Raw genomic sequence first — 20,339 nt, 5'->3', positions numbered from 1 at the left:
TGAAATTTCTATTGAATTTTCGATAGTAAATGAAAAGTTAATGATTTCAGTAAGAGATTCAAAGCCTTGCTGGAAGGTCTGAAACCTGTGCCTTACGCTGGTCGTGGCCGCCTCAAGAAAAAACAGCCGGCAAACAAAAACGGCGCTGCAAGCAGCGCCGTTCGGATGTTTCAAACACGAAGTAAAAAAGCGATTAGGCTTCGTCTTCGGAAACCGCTTCTTCAGTTGCCTCGGCTTCGCCCTCTTCACCTTCTTCGTCGTCTTCTTCAAACTCGAAGACGTCCATTTCCGGTGTGGTGAGGTCTTCGCCAGCAGCCTGACGTGTCGCTTCGTCTTCAGAGCGCGCCACGTTGATGGTGACGGACACTTCGACTTCCGGGTGCAGCTGGATCAGAACAGAATGCATGCCGATCGTTTTGATCGGGGTGCGCAGTTCGACCTGGGACCGGCCAACGCTAAAGCCGGCAGCGGTGAGGCCTTCAGCAATATCGCGGGTGGACACAGAACCGTAGAGCTGACCGGTTTCACCGGCAGAGCGGATCATGACCAGAGCTTCACCGTCCAGCTTGGAAGCAACGGCTTCTGCTTCGGTCTTGCGCTCAAGGTTACGGGCTTCAAGCTGGGCGCGTTCGTTTTCAAAACGCTCCAGGTTGGCCTTGTTGGCGCGCAGAGCCTTGCCTTGCGGCAGAAGGAAGTTACGGGCATAGCCGTCGCGCACCTTAACGGTGTCGCCCATCTGGCCGAGCTTGGCGATACGCTCAAGAAGGATAACTTGCATGGGTTTTCTCCTACTGTCCCGTCATCTGTTCATAATGTGATGACGGTTAGAGACCGTTTGCCCGCGGTCCCAATTCGGGTTCTGCCGGGTATACCCGGCAGAAGGCATCACGCTGGAATGCGGTGATGCTTAGCTAATGACGAACGGCAGCAAGCCGAGCAGGCGCGCACGCTTGATGGCGCGGGACAGCTCACGCTGCTTCTTCGCGGAAACCGCGGTAATCCGGCTCGGGACGATCTTGCCGCGCTCAGAGATGTAGCGCTGCAGGAGACGGATGTCCTTGTAGTCGATCTTCGGAGCGTTTGCGCCGGAGAACGGGCAGGTCTTCCGGCGGCGGAAGAACGGACGGCGGCTTGGCATTTGTGCGATATCTACCATCGGGTCTTACTCCTGTTCTTCCCGGCGCGGACCGCGCGGACCACGATCACCACCACGATCACCGCGGTCGCCGCGATCACCACGGCCACCGCCGCGGCGGTCGTCACGGTCACGTTTCTGCATCATTGCGGACGGCTCTTCGTCCAGCTCGTCGACCTTGAAGGTCATGAAGCGCAGAACGTCTTCGGAAAGACCCATCTGACGTTCCATCTCGGCAACAGCTGCGTGCGGTGCCGTGATGTTCATCAGGGTGTAGTGAGCCTTGCGGTTTTTCTTGATGCGGTAGGCGAGGGAGCGCAGGCCCCAGTTCTCGACCTTGCCGATGGAACCGCCGCCATTTTCAATGACGCCTTTATATTGTTCGATCAGCTGTTCGACCTGCTGGGCCGAAACGTCCTGGCGTGCCAGGAACACGTGCTCATAAAGAGGCATGGGAAAGCCTTTCTTCAAGTTGACAACAAGGGTTGGCGCAAAGCCTCCTCGTAGACCCGGAAAGGCGCACGAGAAATCTTACGGGAGTGGGAACACGGGAAGTCGGTTCTTTTGAGAAGAACCTGGCGCAATGCCCTTCCGTTCAGCCCCCGGCCAAACCCCGGATGAAGCGCGGTGTATACTCTTATCTGACGAAATTGCAAGAGGGGCGGCGGGCCAATGAGCGTCTGAAAGCCTTAGAGGCACATTATGCTTTATGTGCCGGTGTCGAAAATCGTCTCAATGGCTTCGAACATGGTCTCATAGATCCCGATCTCGTTCTCTGTGAAATCCCCATGAGGCACGGCCTTCTTGGCCTCTTGCATCAGGTCTGCCTTGATTGTGTCCAGGTCTATGCCGGCTTGATCGGCAACTGCGGCCAACTCCACATGAAGCCTCTTGGCAATTCCGGCATAGGCGACGATTGCGGTTGCCACATGCTCCGGTTTTTCCGGAAACGGGATCTTTATGTTGAGTTTCGAGCCGGGGGTGTTGGGCATGGATGGGATCCAGGATCTTGAGGGAAGGGCCAGTTGCGCCACCAGACCTTTGAAATAGCACGCATAAGCCGGAGTTGGGTATCGGGAGCGCCGGAGGCAAGCTGCATCTCTGCAACAGGCTGCCAGAAACCTCAGGGCTCCCTGTTTGACCGTGTTGCGGTCCGGAAAATTGCACCCGGCCAGCGTTCGTGCATGAGTGTGCAGGGGGAGGACGGCACGTGGATAATTCAGCTGAAGAGCTCACATTAGAAATTATTTAAATGTGGTTTGGAGGGCAGCCTTTCTGGAGGGTGTTTGTTTTCGCCGCTCGAGGGCCACTTTGCGAGTTTTCGCCAGTGATCGGCGGGTCGAAGTAACAGACTTTCCCAAACAGTAGAAACTGAGATGCTGGACGCGATAGGACCTGCAGACCGGATACTTGCAGACGCACCATTTATAATGACGCCGATAGGCTTCCAGGTGCCATAGCAAGCGGAAACTTGCCTTTCAGGACTTGACACTTCGCCCTAACCCGTTTCATAGCCTGCCGCCAAGATTGTTCGGCTTTTTATAAAAGCTGCTTGAAACCTTCTCTTCCTTGCCGCAGCCGCACCAATACCAATGAGTCCGTGCTGCAGCCGATATGGAGAAAATCCAGATGACCATTGCATTCACATTCCCCGGTCAGGGAAGCCAGTCTGTCGGCATGGGCAAGGCCCTTGCAGACAGCTTCCCCGAAGCAAAGGCGGTCTTTGATGAAATGGACAATGCACTGGATCAAAAGCTGTCCGACATCATGTGGAACGGTCCTGAAGGCGACCTGACGCTGACAGCCAATGCGCAGCCAGCCCTCATGGCTGTCAGCCTGGCGGCAATGCGTGTTCTGGAAGCCAAGGGGCTGGACCTAAAGTCAACGGTCTCGTTCGTGGCGGGGCATTCGCTTGGCGAATATTCCGCGCTGGCGGCCGCCGGAAGCCTGGATGTTGCGACAGCTGCGCGCCTTCTTCGTGTGCGCGGCGATGCCATGCAAAATGCCGTGCCGGTCGGGCAGGGCGCTATGGCTGCGCTTCTTGGTCTTGATTTCGACGTGGCTTCTGAAGTCGCTGCCGAAGCCGCCCAGGGCGAAGTTTGCCAGGCCGCCAATGACAACGCACCCGGCCAGGTGGTCGTGTCAGGGCACCTTGCTGCGGTTGAGCGTGCCGTTGAAATCGCAAAAGCCAAAGGCGCCCGGCGCGCGGTCATGCTGCCGGTAAGCGCACCCTTCCATTGCTCGCTCATGGGCCCTGCGGCCGATGCGATGCAACAGGCTTTGGCAGGCGCGGACATCAAGGCCCCGGCTGTTCCGCTGGTCGCCAATGTGCTCGCAGCACCGATCACGAACCCGGATGACATCCGCAATCGTCTGGTCGAGCAGGTTACCGGTACCGTCCGGTGGCGGGAAAGTGTTACATGGCTTACGGAAAACGGTGCCGATACGTTTGTGGAAATCGGGACCGGAAAGGTCCTCACAGGCATGGTCAAACGGATCGCAAAAGAAGCGACCGGCATTGCCGTAAACGCGCCGGAAGATATTGACGCTTTGCTTGAAAAGATTTCCGGATAACAAAGACACACGTTAGAACAACAGGCCTGCCTGGAATGCCGGGTCATAGGGAAGGACGTCAAATGTTCAGCTTGGAAGGCAAGAATGCGCTGGTGACCGGTGCGACCGGCGGGATTGGCGAAGCCATTGCACGCGCGCTGCATGCGCAAGGGGCAACAGTCAGCTTGTCCGGCACGCGTGCGGAGAAACTGGAAGCGCTCGCATCGGATCTGGGCGAGCGCGCTTTTGTGACCCCGGCCAATCTGTCTGACCGCGACGCCGTGGATGCTCTTTTGCCGGCAGCAGAAGAAAAGATGGGGTCGGTTGACATTCTGGTCAACAACGCCGGGATTACCCGCGACAACATCTTTATGCGCATGAAGGACGAAGAGTGGGATCAGGTTCTGGAAGTAAACCTGTCTTCCGGCTTCCGTCTTTGCCGCGCGGCGATTAAGGGCATGATGAAGCGCCGTTCCGGCCGCATCATTGGCATCACGTCGGTTGTCGGTGTCACCGGAAACCCGGGTCAGGCCAACTATGCAGCTGCCAAGGCCGGTATGATCGGCATGTACAAGTCGGTCGCGCGCGAAGTTGCAAGCCGCAACATCACGGTCAACACGATCGCGCCAGGTTTCATCGAAACCGCCATGACCGACGCGCTGAACGACAAGCAAAAAGATTCGATTTTGACCAGCGTTCCTGCTGGCCGTCTTGGCACCTCACATGAGATCGCGTCCGCTGCCCTTTACCTTGCCAGCGACGAGGCGGCATATGTGACCGGGCAAACGATTCATGTGAATGGCGGCATGGCCATGATTTAAAAGAGATTTTCGCCTTCTTGGCGAAAGGAATCCGGCCCGCAAACTTGCGGTCCGGAGCGGCTGGTAAAGGTCCTAAAAGTGTGTTACCTACCCGCCGATTGTTACAAACGGCATTGCCCGGTGCTGGTCAGCACCCGGTGTTATGTCGGTACATCTAACGACCGCGGGATTGCCGGGCCTGGTTTTTCAATAAACAGGTCCGGATGTATCGCGTGAGCTGACGAGACGAAAAACCAAGGAACTGAGAAATGAGCGATATCGCGGATCGGGTTAAGAAGATTGTTGTCGAGCACCTCGGCGTTGACGGTGAGAAGGTTGTGGAAGGCGCAAGCTTCATTGATGATCTGGGCGCAGACAGCCTCGACACTGTCGAGCTGGTCATGGCATTTGAAGAAGAATTCGGCGTAGAAATTCCGGATACCGCAGCTGAAACCATCCTGACCGTTGGCGACGCTGTAAAGTTCCTGGAAGCCAACAAGTAAGGCGTATATCCTTACTTGATTTCTGTTGTATGAATGCCGGGCCGGCGGGGATTTGCTCCGCCAGGCCCTTCTAACATAAGTGCGGGTGTATGAGGCGAGTAGTCGTAACTGGTCTTGGCATGGTGACGCCGCTGGGCGGCAACGTCGATGTCACGTGGAAAAAGATCCTCGAGGGCAAAAGCGGGGCCAACAAGGTCGCCGATTTCAAGGTTGATGACCTGGCTTGCCAGATCGCCTGTCAAATCCCGCGCGGTGCGTCCTCCGACGGCCATTTCAATCCGGATGATTGGATGGACGTTAAGGAGCAGCGCAAGGTTGACGATTTCATCGTCTATGCCATGGCTGCCGCGGATCAGGCAATGGCCGATTCCGGTTACAAGGCAGAGACTTACGACCAGCAGGTACGGTCCGGTGTTCTGATTGGTTCCGGTATTGGTGGTCTCCAGGGCATTGAGCAAGGGGCCCATCTTCTTGCCGAAAAAGGTCCGAGGCGGATCAGCCCGTTCTTTATTCCTGGCCGCTTGATCAATCTGGCCGGTGGGTACGTTTCCATCCGCCACGGTCTGAAAGGCCCGAACCATGCGGTGGTGACCGCTTGTTCCACCGGCGCACACGCCATTGGGGATGCATCGCGCTTGATCGCATTCGGCGATGCGGATGTGATGGTTGCCGGCGGCGCTGAGTCCCCTGTGTGCCGTTTGGCGCTCGCTGGCTTTGCAGCCTGCCGCGCCCTGTCCACCGGTTACAACGACGAACCGGAACGCGGGTCCCGCCCATATGACAAGGGCCGGGACGGCTTTGTTATGGGCGAAGGCGCGGGCGTTGTCGTCCTCGAAGAATATGAGCATGCCGTCAAGCGCGGCGCCCGTATCTATGCTGAGGTCATCGGCTATGGCCTGTCGGGTGATGCCTACCACATCACCGCACCGTCGTCGGATGGCGACGGCGCATACCGCTGCATGGAAGCTGCGCTCAACCGCGCAGGCATTTCTCCGGCCGATATCGATTACGTCAATGCGCACGGCACGTCGACGCCCCTGGGCGACGAGATCGAACTGGGGGCAGTTACCCGTCTCGCCGGTGAGCATGCATCCAAGTTGACGATGTCGTCGACCAAGTCGTCCATCGGCCACCTTCTGGGGGCAGCCGGGGCGGTTGAGGCGATATTCTCGGTTCTGGCCATCCGGGACAGTGTTGCGCCGCCTACCATCAACCTTGATGATCCGTCCGTTGAAACGGAGATCGACCTTGTGCCGCACAAGCCAAAGTCGCTCGATATCAATGTTGCGCTGTCGAATTCCTTCGGCTTTGGTGGCACCAACGCATCGTTGGTCTTCCGCAAAGTTGCCGCATAATCAGGTCATGGTCCCGGGAATTGGGCGGCGATTCGGATCGCCCGCCCGGGTATTTTGATTGTGACTCGATACAACGCCTGAAATCCGGGCTCATTTCTGGAGGTTCGTTCCCACATGGGCATCAAGCCGAAAAGCCCGCGCGAGGCGCTGCAACCAGAGCCGGCACCGGGGCCGCCGCAGCGTTCGCGGCATGTGCGAAATCCGCTTGTCATCCTGATCAATATGGTGATTTCGCTTTCCGTTTTCGGGCTGGCCGCCGTTGGCGGGGCCCTTTACTTCGGCAAGCAGAAATTCGAAGAACCCGGTCCGCTGTCGGAAGAGGCGACCATCGTCATTTCCTCTGGCGCGGGCCTGTCGGGCATCACTGACAGACTTGCCGGACAAGGCGTTATCGCAAACAGCATCGTCGACGAATGGATCTTCAATCTGGGGATCCGCTTCTACAAGAATGCGACCAGACTGAAGGCTGGCGAATATGCATTCGCCCCCGGTGTCTCCATGGAAGAAGTCATGCGGGACCTCGTGGAGGGAAATGCGGTTACACACTCTGTGACCATCCCAGAAGGCTGGACGACAGCGCAGATTATTGACCGGGTCCGGGCCCATCCCATCCTCGTGGGGGATATCCAGGATATACCGGCCGAAGGCGCTTTGCTTCCCGAGACTTATACTTTTGCCCGCGGAACCAGCCGCCAGGAAGTCATTGAGCAAATGGCCGCCGCCCAGGACAAGCTTCTGGCCGAAGTGTGGGAGCGCCGTGTCGAAGATCTCCCGGTCAACAGCCCGGAAGAGCTTGTGGTATTGGCATCGATTGTCGAGAAGGAAACAGCTCTTGCCGACGAGCGTCCGCGTGTTGCAGGTGTTTTTGTAAACCGCTTGAACAAGGGCATGCGTCTGCAGTCGGACCCGACAATTCTTTATGGTCTTTATGGTGGTGAAGCCTGGAGCCAGGACCGGTCCGGGATCACCAGATCCGAACTGGATGCGGAAAACAACTACAACACCTACCAGATCGATGGGCTTCCGCCCGGACCGATTGGCAATCCGGGTCGGGCCGCGATGGAAGCCGTCGCCAATCCGTCGCGGACACAGGATTTGTTTTTTGTGGCCGATGGCACCGGCGGGCATGTGTTTGCAGAAACGTATGAGCAGCATCAGGCAAATGTCCGCAAGTGGCGTGAGATTGAACGCAAGCGGCGCCAGGCTGAACGTGAGCAGTCTTCCGATGCGGCTCCGACCTCAAACTGACAATCAGCGGGCGGTTGAAACAGCCCGTATTTAACCAAACTCGGAGGGGCGAATGGCACTTGCCAGCATGACCGGATTTGCCAGGTCCATGGGTGAATCCGGACCGGTGCGGTGGACTTGGGAACTCCGGTCCGTCAATGGCAAGTCGCTGGACCTGAGGATCCGAATTCCAACCGGCCTTGAGACTCTGGAACCGCGCATCCGTGAACGCTGTGCCAAGGTTTTAAGACGCGGAAACGTCTCGATCGGGCTCTCAATGCAGCGCGATCAGTCCGAACTGAAGCTGCAGGTGAACGAAACGGCTCTTGAAGCTGTGTTGAGCACCATCGGGCTTCTGCGCCAGCGCGTTCCGGATTTGTCACCTCCTTCAATCGACGGGATCCTTTCGCAAAAGGGTGTTTTTGAACTCAAGGAACCTGAAGACGATGACGCGGCGCAAGAAGCCCTTCATGCAGCCTTGCTGACAAGTCTTGATGCGGCCCTTCTGGACCTGGTTGACATGCGGCATAGCGAAGGACACGCCATTGCGCATGTGGTACGTGATCAAATTGACAGGATTGCTGAACTGACACGGGCGGCCGAAGACCTTCCGGTCCGGCAGCCAGAGGCAATTCGTGCGAAGTTGAAGAAGCAGGTAGACGAACTGCTTGAGGCGTCTGGTGGTCAGCTGGACCCGCAGCGGCTTCATCAAGAAGCAATCATCCTGGCAACGAAAGCGGATATCCGCGAGGAACTGGACCGGCTGCACGCCCATGTCGCCGCGGTCCGGGAGCTGATGGATACCGGCGGCGCTATTGGGCGGCGGGTTGATTTCCTTGCACAAGAATTTAACCGGGAAGCCAATACCTTATGCTCCAAGTCCAATGATGTGGATCTGACGTCCATCGGTCTGGACTTGAAAGCGGTGATCGACCAAATGCGTGAGCAGATACAAAACCTGGAGTGAACCCCATGCCAGAGGCATCCCTTGGAACTTCAGTCAGCGCTGATCAGGCAGAGCAACAACGCCGGGGCTTGATGCTGGTTTTGTCATCTCCCTCTGGTGCTGGCAAATCGACTATTGCGCGCATGCTTCTCCAGAACGAGAGCAACCTGGCCCTTTCAATATCCGTAACAACGCGTGAGCGCAGGAGCAGCGAAGTTGACGGCGTGGACTACCATTTTGTCGACAGTGACCGCTTCGCTCATATGCGCGACAATGGCCAGCTTCTCGAATGGGCCGAGGTGCACGGAAACTACTATGCGACACCGCGCGGCCCGGTGGAGAACGCCATTGAAAGCGGGCGCGATATCCTGTTCGACATAGATATCCAGGGCACGTTTCAGCTTTATGAGAAGATGCGGTCGGATGTCGTCTCCGTCTTTATTTTACCGCCGTCCATCGCCGAGATGAAAGCGCGGCTGAAAGGGCGGGCCGAAGATGATGACGCCGTGATCGCCAAACGCATGAAAACAGCCGTTGGGGAAATGCGGCACTGGTCGGAATATGACTATGTGGTTGTCAATGATGACCTGCAGCGCGCTTATGACAACGTCCGGGCAATTCTGAAGGCGGAACGGCTGAAACAATTCCGCTCACCCAAGATCGGCCCGCTCATTCAGGGCATGGTGAACGATCTCGAAAGCGAGATTTCGGCTACTCAAAGCTGAAAAGGGCCTAAACGGCACGTACGGACTTGAATGCTTCGGCGAGGTGCACAAATCCGGCGACATCTATTTCTTCGGCCCGGGCAGTCGGCAAAAGACCGGCAGAGACGATCAGTGCCTCGGCGTCCGGGGTGAGGCTTTTCAGGCTTGCGCGCAGCATCTTGCGGCGCTGGCCAAAGGCAGCTGCGGTAATCCGCTCCAGGGCGGACAAATCGCAGCGCAGAGGCGCCGGGTTCGGTGTCAAATGGACCACGGCGGACGTGACCTTGGGCGGCGGCGTAAAGGCCTTCGGATTGAGGTCAAACAAAATCCCGCTCTTGCACCGCCAGCCTGCCAGAACCGCCAGGCGGCCGTAAGACTTGCTGCCGGGCTGCGCCACAATCCGCTCCCCGACTTCCTTTTGGAACATCAAAGTCAGAGATGACCAGAACGGCGGCCACGTGTCGGTCGTGATCCAGTTCACCAGCAACTGGGTGCCGACATTATAGGGAAGGTTGGCGGCAATCCGGACCTTTCCGCCACCCGTCAAGGCAACCGGATCAAGCGCGAGGGCATCTCCTTCGATGACCTGCAAACGGCCAGGGTAGTGGTCGGAAATCTCTTGGAGAGCAGGCAGGCACCGGCTGTCTTTTTCGACTGCAACGACTTTCCGGGCGCCAGCGGCAAGAAGCGCGCGTGTCAGGCCGCCCGGACCCGGTCCGACTTCAAGGATGGTGCAGTCGTCGAGAGGGCCTGCTGATTTTGCAATTCTGGATGTGAGATTGAGGTCCAGCAGGAAATTCTGCCCGAGGGATTTCTTGGCGTTGAGGCCGTGCTTGGCAATCACATCGCGCAGGGGCGGGAGGCCGTCTATCTGAGCCATACCGGTGGTCTTTCCTAAAGCTGTTCCGGATAGGCGAGCGCATGGGCCATTCGAATAGCCGCTGCAAAACTGTCGGTGCGGATGTTTCCTGTCCCGGCCAATCCATAGGCGGTGCCGTGGTCTGGTGATGTGCGGACAAACGGCAGCCCGAGGGTTATATTCACACTGTCGTCAAAGCCGATGGTTTTGGCGGGTATGAGGACCTGATCGTGATACATCCCCAATACGCAGTCATATGTCTGGCGGGCTTCCGGATGAAATAGCGTGTCCGCCGGATGCGGACCCGTTGCAGCGATCCCTAGGGCAATCAACCGGTCAATTGCCGGTCTTATGATGGCATCTTCTTCCGTGCCCATCGTACCGTTTTCACCAGCATGCGGGTTCAGCCCGCACAGCGCGAGCCGTGGGTTTGCAAAACCGAACCGTTGCTTGAGATCGGCAGCTGCCGTGAGTGCCGTTTCGACAATGAGATCTGATGTGAGCGTGGCTGGAACGTCTTTTAACGGAATATGGATCGTGACAGGCACGACCATCAGTTCAGGGCCTGCGATCATCATGACCGGGTGCGGGGTTGTCTCTGGCCAATGCTGTTTGGCAAGCTCTCCCAGGAACTCTGTATGGCCCGGGTGATCAAAGCCGGCCTTGTAAAGCGCGGCCTTGTTGATTGGGCTTGTGACCACAGCTGCCGCTAGGCCGTCGTCCACGTCGGCCACACAGTGTTCAATGGACGCAATGACCGAGGCTGCGGTGTCTTCCCTTTCGAAACCAGGCTGATCGGGCAGGGCGGGGCCGGTTTGCACCACCGGGAGCGCCTTTCCGAACACAGCGCTTGCGTCTTTAGGAGATACGGCCGCGATCTTTCCCGACAAACCGAGCTTTGCAGACCGCTCGGTCAATAACGCTGCATCAGCCCGAACGTAGAAACAGGGCAGACCGAGCGCCTTGCTATTCTCCCAAGCCAATAGGGCAAGGTCAGGCCCAATACCTGCGGGCTCACCCATGGTCACAGCAATTGGAAGCGACGGTGTGGATCTACGCATCAACGATTGATAATGGTCGCGCGGCGGCGGACTTCCAGAAGGTAGCGGCGGGCTTGGCTCTCGGTCTCTTTCGCCCGCAGCTCATTTTCCAGTTTTGTGCGCAACGCGATATCCGAGGCGATTTCCCGTTTTCCGCAAAGCGCGATCATCTCAAAACCAACACCGGTCGGCGATGGTTTGGTGAGGTTCCCTGGCTCGAGCGTCTCGATTTCCTTGCGCAAACCGTCTGGAACTTCAGTCTCAAGACGGCGGCCGATTGGTTGGACCACAACCTCGCTGAAGTTTGACAGGACGGCTCCAAAGTTGTCGCAACCCGTGAAAGCCGACCGGATCTGATCGCTCTCACGGCGGCGTTTCGATTTGAAACCGCCTGAAGAGTTTTTCGGAACCACAACGATGACCCGCTGCAGATCATACTCGATGGACGATCTGCGCTCGTCTTCATCACGCTTTTGCAAAGCCGCGATGATATCGGACTCGTCGACGTCAACATCGCCTCTAAAACGGCGTTGCACGACTTGCCGCCAAGCCAACTGAGCGCGCAGGCGATCTTTCAACGTGTCCGGCTTGATACCGCTCTGCCCAAGTGCGCGGCCGAGCTGCGCAGAGGTCATTTTCGCGTTGCGTGCAATATTATTGTAAGCGTTGTCGACATCAGACGTACTGATGTTGATGCCCACCCGTCTCGCTTCAGTCAGCTTGATTTGATCGTCAATCAGCTCCTGTTGCGCCTGGGTCCGGGCAGCTCCCGCGGAAATACGCTGTGTCAGGGTTAAAAGACGGGCGCGCTGGCTGATATCGTAATCCGTGATCGGAACATCATTCACGATGACCTTGATGGCGGCAGAGGCCGGTAGGGGCGCTGCCACGGCGATGACAAGGCTGAGCATGATGGCCAGAAACGGTATGTAACGAGTGCGCATTGGTCTTTCATCCATGCCAAAGGCGGCGTTTGCGGGATAGCATCAAACGTGTTTCGCATATCACCGGCATATATTCAAAGTCTCTCTGCATAATGCGCCCGTTCATGGCCGCATGATGGCTTCCATCAAATTGGCCGGGGGCTTCATCAGACAGTCTTAATTGAGGGCGCCCGTTGAAACTTGCGTGTCGCCGATGGTTCTGAGACCGATCCGGAAATAGATTGTCCGGTCAACATCCTCACCGTCATTCCGGCTCCGGTCTTCGGCATAGGAAACGGAGAAGGAAAACCCTTCGTCGTCGTACCCCAGACCGAAACCGTCTTGAACAAAATCGGTGTTTTCAAGATCGTAGCGCACAGAACCGAAGACACGCCAGTTTTCATCCAGTCTCAGGCTTGCCGAGCCCAGAATTTCCTCGCGCGGATCGTCGATGCCGACATCCGGCTGGGCGTCAAGGAACGCATAGGCGAGCGATGAGACCACTGGCCCATAGACAGCGCTTGCCTGTGTCTGGAACCGGTTCACACTCAAATCATCCTTGTCGAACCGCGCCTGGGTCCCGACCTTGATGCCATATTGCGTGTCCAGATAGAGGCTCGCGACATAGTCTGACAGGTCCGTGGACAGGCCGGAATCCTGAGTGGCGCCGAGGATGTCCGGGGTTGCAAATGAGTTGTCACCGGCAAGGTGATAGGACCGGCCGAACAAGCCGCTGAGATAATAACCGCTGTCGAGCTGAAGTTTGTAGTTCAATCCGATGTTCAGGCGTGTTCCGCCCTCGGCACGGTCAAAACCGGAAAACTTGTCGTAGTCGAACAATGTGGTTGTGTCGAAGACGATACTCTGGGCATCGTCATTTGGAAGCTCGCCAATTCTTTGCTCATTGGGACGCACGACGACCTGGGCGATCGGCTCAATGATCTGATTGCCGCCAGAGAAGGTTGCAATAAACGGGTATTTGTATTCCAGGCCAACGGCCGGCATGGCCCGTCCGACAAAGGTTTCCCCGGTCAGTGCCGTCACATCAGAATCTGGTGACGCAAGGAAAAACAGGTCGCCGCGCATGTAGGCGAAAGGAGTGAAGGACTGACCCAGAGGGCCGATAAAGGTCCGGCGCCAATCCCCCTTCATCGACAGTCTGGAGAATGTCCCGTCAACACCCCTGAACCGGGCTGTTGTTCCGCCGTCAATCGAGAAAGCGTCGGTCTCATCCCGTGTCAGTGAGGTAAAGTTGGCCGTCAGCGCCAATTCGCCCGCAAGCACCGGATCCGCAAAGACGTAATCGTAGTCGATGACAGGAAGAACCAGCGGCTGTTTGTCCTGCAGGGACGTTCCGACCGGCGAAAAGCCATTGGCGTCGAAATTGCTGTCTTCATAGTCAGACTGGGAAATCTGGAAGGCGTAGGTCCGGACGGTTAGGGCGTTCCGGTCGGAGCGGCCTTCAAGGAAAATCTCCGAAGTCTCGTTATTGTCGCCGAAACTCGTGAAGGAATAGTCCTTGAAGAACGCGCGATCGCTTTTGTAGGTAGCGTTCCAGCCAAAGGTCCAGTTTTCGCTCAAGCTGAAAGAGGCAACCGAATTGAGTGCACCGCGCCAGCGTTCGTCCGCGCGCGAGGTCGAGAATTCGCCCGGCCTTGCCTGATAAAGGCCCGCGGCAGCCAGCTTGATTTCACCGTACTGGAAGCTGTGCCGGTACTCCACGTCCCCGAACAAGCCCTGATTGGTGAGCGGGGTCATAACTGCTGTAACGTCATAGTAGGGGCTCAGCGCCCAGTAATAAGGAACCGTGACGCCGTAACCGAGTTTGTCCGAGACAATGCCAGACGGCATCAGGAAGCCGGATTTCCGCTTGATAGTGGGGTCCGGCATGGACAAGTAAGGCAGATAGGCGATCGGCTTGCCATACACTTCGAAAGCTGCGTTTTCGAAGCGGATCACCTTTTCCTGCTGGTTATGAATGATTTTTTCTGCCCGCACGCGCCACAATGGCGGCTTGTCAGGCGGGTTTGTCGGTTTTGTGTAGACCGTGTAAACGCCGTTATCGATGGAGGTGACATTGTCGCCCTCACGCCGGGCTTGTTCGGCAATAAACCGGGTGCGCCGGGTGGTGTCGATCTGGAGCGCCCGCGCAAATCCTTCCGAGAAGTCCTCGGACAGGGTCATTTCCGCGGTTCGAATGACGTTGCCGCCTGTTTCGATGAAAATAACATTGCCGCGCGCTTTGAGCTCACCGCTTTTGCGGTCAAATACGATCTGATGAGCCTGAACGGTATTGCCGTCATAGTAAACTTGCACGTCACCTGTCGCCACGATCAGATCGCGGTCGAAATCATAGGTCACTTCCGCAGCTTCAAGAAGAAGATCAGCATCTGGATTGATCTGCCCGGACAGGGTGTCGGTCAGCTCCTGCGCTTGCGCTGCGCCGGGTAAAGGAGTGGTCAACGCAGCTGCCACGGCAAGCATGCTTGCTGCCGCCAAGAGGCTGCTTCTTCTGGCCCAAATCTCTGTCGTCAGGATACGTGGCAACGACATCGTCCTACCCGTCTTCCTGATGCAAGAGAATCGTCAAACCCATAAGTACTCCAAATATTCCAGGCGCCCACGCAGCTACCAAGGGAGGGACGATACCCGCGCCCCCAAAGTCCTTCGCCAATTCGGTTAGAACGTAAAGCACGAACCCGGACAGGATTCCACCCAGAATCATACTTCCCAAACCGCCAAACCTCGAAACTTTAAGGGAAACTGCCGCTGCAATCAAAATCATTGCAACGAGGAGGAGTGGTCGGGCCAGCAACGACTGATACTGCAAATTATAACGATAGGCCGGTAATCCGGCGTTTCTCGCCAGGTCAATGAACCGTGGAAGGTTCCAGAATGAAATCGATTCGGGAGACCCGATGCTTTCGCGGACTTCGGTGGCGGTCAGGAAGGTGCTGATCTGATAGCGGCCATAAGATTGTGGATCCTGTTCGGTCGTGTAGACGATCGCATCGTCCAGATACCAGATTTCAGTTCCAAGGCGGGCTTCGCGCGCCTCGATACGCTCGCGGAATGTGCCATCCCGGTCGAAGGTGAAAACGGTGACCCCTTGCAGGCGTGTTCCACTATCAAGGAGCTGCTGGGCGAGGAGGACCGATTCTCCGTCGAGCCCGTCCTGGCGGACCCATACATTATCCGTCGATTGAAGAAGAAAATTCTGTTCGGCCCCGAAGAGGCCCATGGCGACCTCCTCAGATTTTTGCTGCAGCCACACTGCGGCTGGGTTGTAGGCGGTGATCGAGAGAACACCGAGCACAAGCCCGACGGCAATCGCAGGCAGCGAAAACTGCCAGACCGAGATGCCCGATGCGCGGGTCACGACCAATTCTAGGGCGCGGCTTAGGGTAACAAAGGCTGCAATGGATCCGAACAGGACAGCAAACGGAATAACCTGCTCCAGCAGGAGAGGAACACGTAATGCGGAGATCAGAGCGACCCGCATGACCGAAAAGCCTTCGCGGTCGCCGCCCCGGCGGACAAGTTCCAGGACGTCAAACAGGAAAATGAGGGCTGCTGCAAAAAGGAAGAGGCCAATAATCGCTTTCAAGAAGCGGGCGGACAGGTAGACGGTCAGTGTGCGGCCGAGGATCATGCATGTCCTCCCGGCCGGTGTCCCGATAACCGTTGTCCGATGGCTTCAATGCGGTCCTGAAGGGCAAGCTGAAGATTTACCAGCCATTTTGACTGTCCGCCGCGTTGGTTCCTGAAAATGGAGACCGATGCCAGAAGCGTGCCTGCCATAGGTACCGCGTAAAGCAGCCATATAAGGCGGCTAGTTCCGTCAAGAACCGCTGTAACGCCGAAACCGGCCGTGCGGAGCAAGACGCAGGCGCAGATCGCTCCGAGAACAGCAATGCTCCTGCTTTGTCGGGTGGTGCGGGCCTGGCCCAGGAATGCGAAGACGATTAGACCGAACGCAAGACAGTAGAGCGGTTGGCTGAAGCGTTCGTGCAACTCGGTGGTCAGCTTATCCGGGTTTTTTAATGCGTATTCATCGTTGCGCCCGGGGTTGAGGAGGTTGGCGGTAGACCGTTCACTGGCCTTGAACACCGGCTCTCCTGCTTCCGGAATTAGATTCGACAAATCAAACGCGTAGGATTGAAACCGCACGATCGATATGTCGCCATCTCTCTTGGGACGCCTTTGTATAGTGCCGTTCTGCATTACCAGCAGCGTGCGGTCGACCGTCTCGATGATGTTGCCGGTGTCGGCCTGATAGGTGAATGCGGTTTCCTCATCCCGGGTATCATGCAGAAGGAGGCCGTCCAGAGTGCCCTTGCCGGACCGGTTGCGGATATGGAAGGTCAATCCATCTTCCACGCTAATGAAGCGGCCAGGTTTGACGATGTTTGCAACCAGGTCCGCGCGCACGCGTGTTACCTCTGTCCGCAATTGGGCCAATCCCATTGGTGCGACATAAATCGAAAACGCGGCAACAAGCGCCAGAACAAGCCCTGAGAAAATCATGACCGGTTTCAGCACGAGAAACCGGGAGCCGCCGCTTGCATCGATGACGATGAGTTCGCTGTCACCGGAAAGGGCGTTCAACACCAGAATGAGGGCGATCATCAGGGCAAACGGAGCAACGATCACGACAAGAAAGGGAAGGGCCAGCATTGTGATGCCGATGAACTGCACAATCGTCTGGCCTTTGGAGGTCACCAGATCGAGCTGCCGAAGGGCCTGCGTCGCCCAAACCACACCGGTCATGGCGAGGATGGTCAGGGTGAAAGCATAAGCTGTCCGCCGGATGATGTAACGTTCGAGCGTCTTCATATGAAGCGGCAGCTGTCCTTTGGAAATTTGACGATTGTAAGCCCCGGTTTGAATAACACGGAATGTGGTGAATGGCCCATGAATAAGAATGGTTAATATACATTAATTTTCTCCGGACTTGCCGGGAAGCTGTTGAAACGCCATGATTTGTGGGATCGAGACTTTCGTTGCCCGGGGGCACTCCTTACCAATGCCGATCAATATGCGGCGCCGTCCATCCGGCCATCTAGGGATAAAAAATGACAAAACTTGCAAAGATTACCTTCGCCAAATTCGAAAAGCCGAAAACGAATGTGGTTGTCGTTCTGGCCGGGGCCGATCTTGAAACGGGAACACATAGTCAGTCGGTTATCGACGGGCTCGACGGTGGACTGGCAAAACCAGCAGGGATCGCCGGTTTTTCTGGCGAGAAGAAAAGCACGATGGATCTTCTGGCACCGCATGGTCTTGAAACGGATCGTTTGGTTGTGGTGGGCCTTGGCAAGACGGCGGAGCTGGTAGCTGAGGATTGGCGGGCGCTTGGGGGAACCGTGCTGGCAGAGCTTCAGAAAGCGAAGGCTGATGGAGCCACCGTTATACTTGATATCCCCGGCGAAGACGGACTTTCGGCCGAGGCTGCAGCTGAGTTTGCCATGGGCGCGAAACTGCGCGCTTATACGTTTGACACCTACAAGACCAAGAAGGGCGATACCAAAAAGCCGTCTTCACTGAAGCTGACCATTCAGGTCAGTGATCCGAAGCCGGTGAAGAAGGCATGGGCAGTCAGTGAGGCAATTGCCGATGGTGTTATTCTGGCGCGCGACCTTGTCAACGAACCAGCCAACGTACTGGGCCCAGTCGAATTCGCCGCCAAGGCGTCCGAGCTCGAAGCGCTCGGCGTCGAGGTCGAGATCCTCGGCGAAAAAGAGATGAAGAAGCTCAAAATGGCTGCGCTCCTGGGTGTCTCGCAAGGGGCGTCCCGGCCACCGCGTTTGGCCATCATGCGCTGGAATGGCGGCAAGAAGGGTGTGGCGCCGGTGGCGTTGGTTGGCAAGGGTGTTGTCTTCGATACTGGCGGGATTTCGATCAAGCCTGCCGGTGGCATGGAAGAAATGAAAGGCGACATGGGTGGCGCTGCCGCCGTTGTCGGGGCCATGCATGCCATTGCCGGGCGCAAGGCAGCGGCCAATGTGGTCGGCGTCATCGGTCTGGTTGAAAACATGCCGGATGGAGATGCGCAGCGTCCGGGTGACATCGTCACGGCCATGTCCGGAACAACCATCGAGATCTTGAATACGGACGCGGAAGGCCGCCTCGTCCTTGCCGATGCCATGTGGTACACCCAAAAGACCTACAAGCCTGCCGTAATGATCGATCTGGCAACTCTTACGGGCGCCGTGATTGTTGCCCTTGGCAACTTGAATGCGGGGCTTTTCTCCAACAATGACGAGTTGGCCGACAAGCTGCTCAGCTCGGCCAAGAACAGCGGTGAACCTCTCTGGCGGCTTCCGCTTTCACCCGGATATGACAAGCTGATCGACACACCTAATGCGGATGTGAAGAACACCGGCGGCCGCTGGGCGGGGTCGATCACTGCCGCGCAGTTCCTGCAACGTTTTGCAAATGATGTTCCGTGGGCGCATCTGGATATTGCCGGAACGGCATTCGGTGCACCGAAAGATGAGATTTGCCAGAGCTGGGCCTCCGGCTATGGCGTGCGCCTGCTGAATCAGCTGGTGGCAGACCATTACGAAAGCTAAGCGCAAAGCAAACAAAAAACCCGCCAAAAGGCGGGTTTTTTTAACTCTACCGGAAACCTCAGCAGGTCTTATAAGCCTGGCAGGCGGTTGCCGGTTCAACCAGAAATCCCATTCCGACAGTAGCTCCGGCGACAATGCCGACCAACGCAAAAAACACAACTACCCGTGCGAGCATTTACGAACCCCCAAAACAATCGGACTGGGTCGGGAAACCGGTCACCAGTCGGTAAAAATGATCCCTAGGATCGTCCCCGCAACGGACCCTAGACAATCGACATTTGCGAAGGGTTAATGATACGAGTCGAAACAAGAGTCCATTGAAGCTTTTTGATCTGGTTCATTTGGGAGCGCTGCTGTTGCGTGCCTGCATCACAATTCCAGTCCAGGTTGGACGCTGTGTGGATAATCAACCAAAGCTGATGCCGGGATGTCATGGCCACTGAAGTCGTTTTCTATCATCTTCTCCACAAGCCTCTGGAGATGGCCTTGCCGCAGCTCCTTTCCAAATGCCTGGAACGGGATTGGAAAGTCGTCGTTCAAACCGGCAGTGAAGAGCGTTGCCAGGCGCTGGACAGCCATCTTTGGACATTTGCCGATGACAGTTTTCTGCCTCATGGAACCAAGGCCGATGGTTATGCGGAGCATCAGCCGATCTATCTGACGTCAGACCAGGATAACCCTAATCGCGCGGATGTCCGGTTTCTCGTCGACCGGGCGAAGCCCCCGGCCTTGTCCGACTACCAGAGAGCCATCTACATGTTTGACGGCAATGATCAAACAGCTGTTCAGGAAGCGCGGCAAAGATGGAGCGAAGCCAAAGCGGAAGGGTTTGACATAGCTTATTGGCAGCAAACGGAAGCTGGTGGCTGGGAGCGCAAGGCGTGAGCAGCAAGGATGTGCATTCTGATCCGGTGTTCATGGGACGCCGCCAGGCGGCCCGCGACCGGATAGACGCGCTGACCGGAGCAAAAGGCGGAGACGCCGACGACCGGCTCGCCTGGTTTCATACAGTCTACAAGGAGGCCAATGGCGATCCGGCCGCGGTTCCCTGGGCGGATCTTGCGCCGAAAGCTGCGCTGACCGAATGGCTTGCAAACGCACCCGGCACGGGTTTGACCGCAATCGATATCGGATGCGGACTTGGCGACAACGCCGAGGCGCTCAGCGCTGCGGGCTACCGCACGACGGCGTTTGATGTGTCTTCGGATGCGGTCTCTTGGGCCAAGAAACGCTTTCCTGGTAGCGCTGTCGCCTATCACGCGGCTGATCTCTTCGATCTACCGGCCACCTGGACGGCCGCCTTTGACCTTGCGCATGAGTGCTACACGATCCAGGCGCTTGACGGTGATCTGAGAGAAAAAGCCGTTGGCTCGATTGCAAGTCTTGTCGCTCCAGGGGGCAGGCTTTTGCTGATCAATCGCAGCCGCGGGGAGGGGGTCTATGCGGATGGGCCGCCCTGGCCGCTGCAGCCATCCGAATGGCGGCAGTTTGAACATCTGGGCCTGGAGCTTGAAGATGAAACACTCTACGAAATACAGCGGCAGGACCGGATCATCCCACATGTTCGGGCCGTGTTCCGCAAACCTGCCTGACTTGGGTTTATAGCGTGTCGCGCCTATTTAAATTCAGGCAACATCAGGTTTCGCGTGGGAGGCAAAGCCGGGCGGCAGCGAAACCTGATTCCGTTTCAACGCGACTTGCCCTAAACCACGGATGGCT

The 20,339-nt window shown here is 57.0% G+C and carries 20 protein-coding genes; 10 read left to right on the top strand and 10 right to left on the bottom strand.

Annotated elements, in window-relative coordinates; genetic code table 11:
* Window positions 1-193 precede the first annotated feature (193 nt).
* From rplI to E1180_RS07775, 4 genes are all read right to left on the bottom strand, one after another.
* Window positions 194-778: a 50S ribosomal protein L9 gene (gene rplI, locus E1180_RS07790; RefSeq protein ID WP_155190603.1), complete on the bottom strand. Its 585-nt coding sequence runs from the start codon at window positions 776-778 to the stop codon at window positions 194-196.
* A gap of 129 nt (window positions 779-907) precedes the next feature.
* The gene (gene rpsR, locus E1180_RS07785; RefSeq protein WP_155190602.1) at window positions 908-1,156 is read right to left on the bottom strand and encodes a 30S ribosomal protein S18; all 249 of its coding nucleotides are present in this window, start codon (window positions 1,154-1,156) and stop codon (window positions 908-910) included.
* A gap of 6 nt (window positions 1,157-1,162) precedes the next feature.
* Window positions 1,163-1,588, bottom strand: coding sequence for a 30S ribosomal protein S6 (gene rpsF, locus E1180_RS07780; RefSeq protein ID WP_155190601.1), 426 nt, complete (start codon window positions 1,586-1,588; stop codon window positions 1,163-1,165).
* 254 nt (window positions 1,589-1,842) lie between these two features.
* Window positions 1,843-2,127 (bottom strand): hypothetical protein, encoded by a 285-nt coding sequence (locus E1180_RS07775; protein WP_155190600.1) that lies wholly within the window; start codon window positions 2,125-2,127, stop codon window positions 1,843-1,845.
* Window positions 2,128-2,764: 637 nt separating this feature from the next.
* Between E1180_RS07775 and fabD the strand changes: the two genes are divergently transcribed.
* From fabD to gmk, 7 genes are all read left to right on the top strand, one after another.
* The gene (fabD, locus tag E1180_RS07770) at window positions 2,765-3,709 is read left to right on the top strand and encodes an ACP S-malonyltransferase (RefSeq protein WP_155190599.1); all 945 of its coding nucleotides are present in this window, start codon (window positions 2,765-2,767) and stop codon (window positions 3,707-3,709) included.
* A gap of 62 nt (window positions 3,710-3,771) precedes the next feature.
* Complete coding sequence (gene fabG, locus E1180_RS07765) at window positions 3,772-4,509, top strand: 3-oxoacyl-[acyl-carrier-protein] reductase (protein ID WP_155190598.1); 738 nt, start codon at window positions 3,772-3,774, stop codon at window positions 4,507-4,509.
* Between the two features lie 248 nt (window positions 4,510-4,757).
* On the top strand, window positions 4,758-4,991 hold the full coding sequence (locus E1180_RS07760; RefSeq protein ID WP_155190597.1) for an acyl carrier protein: 234 nt from the start codon (window positions 4,758-4,760) through the stop codon (window positions 4,989-4,991).
* An 89-nt stretch (window positions 4,992-5,080) separates the two neighbouring features.
* On the top strand, window positions 5,081-6,346 hold the full coding sequence (gene fabF, locus E1180_RS07755; protein ID WP_155190596.1) for a beta-ketoacyl-ACP synthase II: 1,266 nt from the start codon (window positions 5,081-5,083) through the stop codon (window positions 6,344-6,346).
* A gap of 114 nt (window positions 6,347-6,460) precedes the next feature.
* Complete coding sequence (mltG, locus tag E1180_RS07750; protein ID WP_155190595.1) at window positions 6,461-7,594, top strand: endolytic transglycosylase MltG; 1,134 nt, start codon at window positions 6,461-6,463, stop codon at window positions 7,592-7,594.
* A gap of 52 nt (window positions 7,595-7,646) precedes the next feature.
* The gene (locus E1180_RS07745) at window positions 7,647-8,540 is read left to right on the top strand and encodes a YicC/YloC family endoribonuclease (protein ID WP_155190594.1); all 894 of its coding nucleotides are present in this window, start codon (window positions 7,647-7,649) and stop codon (window positions 8,538-8,540) included.
* A 5-nt stretch (window positions 8,541-8,545) separates the two neighbouring features.
* Window positions 8,546-9,244, top strand: a complete 699-nt coding sequence (gmk, locus tag E1180_RS07740; RefSeq protein WP_155190593.1) for a guanylate kinase — start codon at window positions 8,546-8,548, stop codon at window positions 9,242-9,244.
* 7 nt (window positions 9,245-9,251) lie between these two features.
* On the opposite strand, the gene rsmA is transcribed toward gmk, so the two are convergent.
* The 6 genes from rsmA to lptF all read right to left on the bottom strand — a co-directional run bounded on the left by rsmA (window position 9,252) and on the right by lptF (window position 16,881).
* Window positions 9,252-10,103, bottom strand: a complete 852-nt coding sequence (gene rsmA / locus E1180_RS07735; protein ID WP_155190592.1) for a 16S rRNA (adenine(1518)-N(6)/adenine(1519)-N(6))-dimethyltransferase RsmA — start codon at window positions 10,101-10,103, stop codon at window positions 9,252-9,254.
* A 14-nt stretch (window positions 10,104-10,117) separates the two neighbouring features.
* A complete protein-coding gene (gene pdxA, locus E1180_RS07730; RefSeq protein ID WP_155190591.1) occupies window positions 10,118-11,143 on the bottom strand; it encodes a 4-hydroxythreonine-4-phosphate dehydrogenase PdxA in 1,026 nt (341 codons plus the stop codon).
* Window positions 11,143-12,066, bottom strand: coding sequence for a SurA N-terminal domain-containing protein (locus E1180_RS07725; protein ID WP_196220560.1), 924 nt, complete (start codon window positions 12,064-12,066; stop codon window positions 11,143-11,145). The genes pdxA and E1180_RS07725 overlap by 1 nt, the downstream gene beginning before the upstream one ends.
* 156 nt (window positions 12,067-12,222) lie before the next feature.
* Window positions 12,223-14,544, bottom strand: a complete 2,322-nt coding sequence (locus E1180_RS07720; protein ID WP_155190589.1) for an LPS-assembly protein LptD — start codon at window positions 14,542-14,544, stop codon at window positions 12,223-12,225.
* Window positions 14,545-14,602: 58 nt separating this feature from the next.
* Window positions 14,603-15,697: an LPS export ABC transporter permease LptG gene (gene lptG, locus E1180_RS07715; protein ID WP_155190588.1), complete on the bottom strand. Its 1,095-nt coding sequence runs from the start codon at window positions 15,695-15,697 to the stop codon at window positions 14,603-14,605.
* Window positions 15,694-16,881, bottom strand: coding sequence for an LPS export ABC transporter permease LptF (gene lptF, locus E1180_RS07710; protein ID WP_155190587.1), 1,188 nt, complete (start codon window positions 16,879-16,881; stop codon window positions 15,694-15,696). Before lptF ends, lptG begins: the two co-directional genes overlap by 4 nt.
* A gap of 239 nt (window positions 16,882-17,120) precedes the next feature.
* Between lptF and E1180_RS07705 the strand changes: the two genes are divergently transcribed.
* The 3 genes from E1180_RS07705 to E1180_RS07695 all read left to right on the top strand — a co-directional run bounded on the left by E1180_RS07705 (window position 17,121) and on the right by E1180_RS07695 (window position 20,212).
* A complete protein-coding gene (locus E1180_RS07705; protein ID WP_155190586.1) occupies window positions 17,121-18,620 on the top strand; it encodes a leucyl aminopeptidase in 1,500 nt (499 codons plus the stop codon).
* Between the two features lie 432 nt (window positions 18,621-19,052).
* A complete protein-coding gene (locus E1180_RS07700; protein WP_155190585.1) occupies window positions 19,053-19,505 on the top strand; it encodes a DNA polymerase III subunit chi in 453 nt (150 codons plus the stop codon).
* The gene (locus E1180_RS07695) at window positions 19,502-20,212 is read left to right on the top strand and encodes a class I SAM-dependent methyltransferase (RefSeq protein ID WP_283404453.1); all 711 of its coding nucleotides are present in this window, start codon (window positions 19,502-19,504) and stop codon (window positions 20,210-20,212) included. The genes E1180_RS07700 and E1180_RS07695 overlap by 4 nt, the downstream gene beginning before the upstream one ends.
* Window positions 20,213-20,339 lie beyond the last annotated feature (127 nt).

The sequence above is a fragment of the Roseibium denhamense genome, assembly GCF_009711415.1.
Classification (GTDB): Bacteria; Pseudomonadota; Alphaproteobacteria; order Rhizobiales; family Stappiaceae; genus Roseibium; species Roseibium denhamense.
The sequence above is the reverse complement of the archived record's forward strand: the minus strand, read 5'-3'. Positions and strand labels throughout refer to the sequence as shown.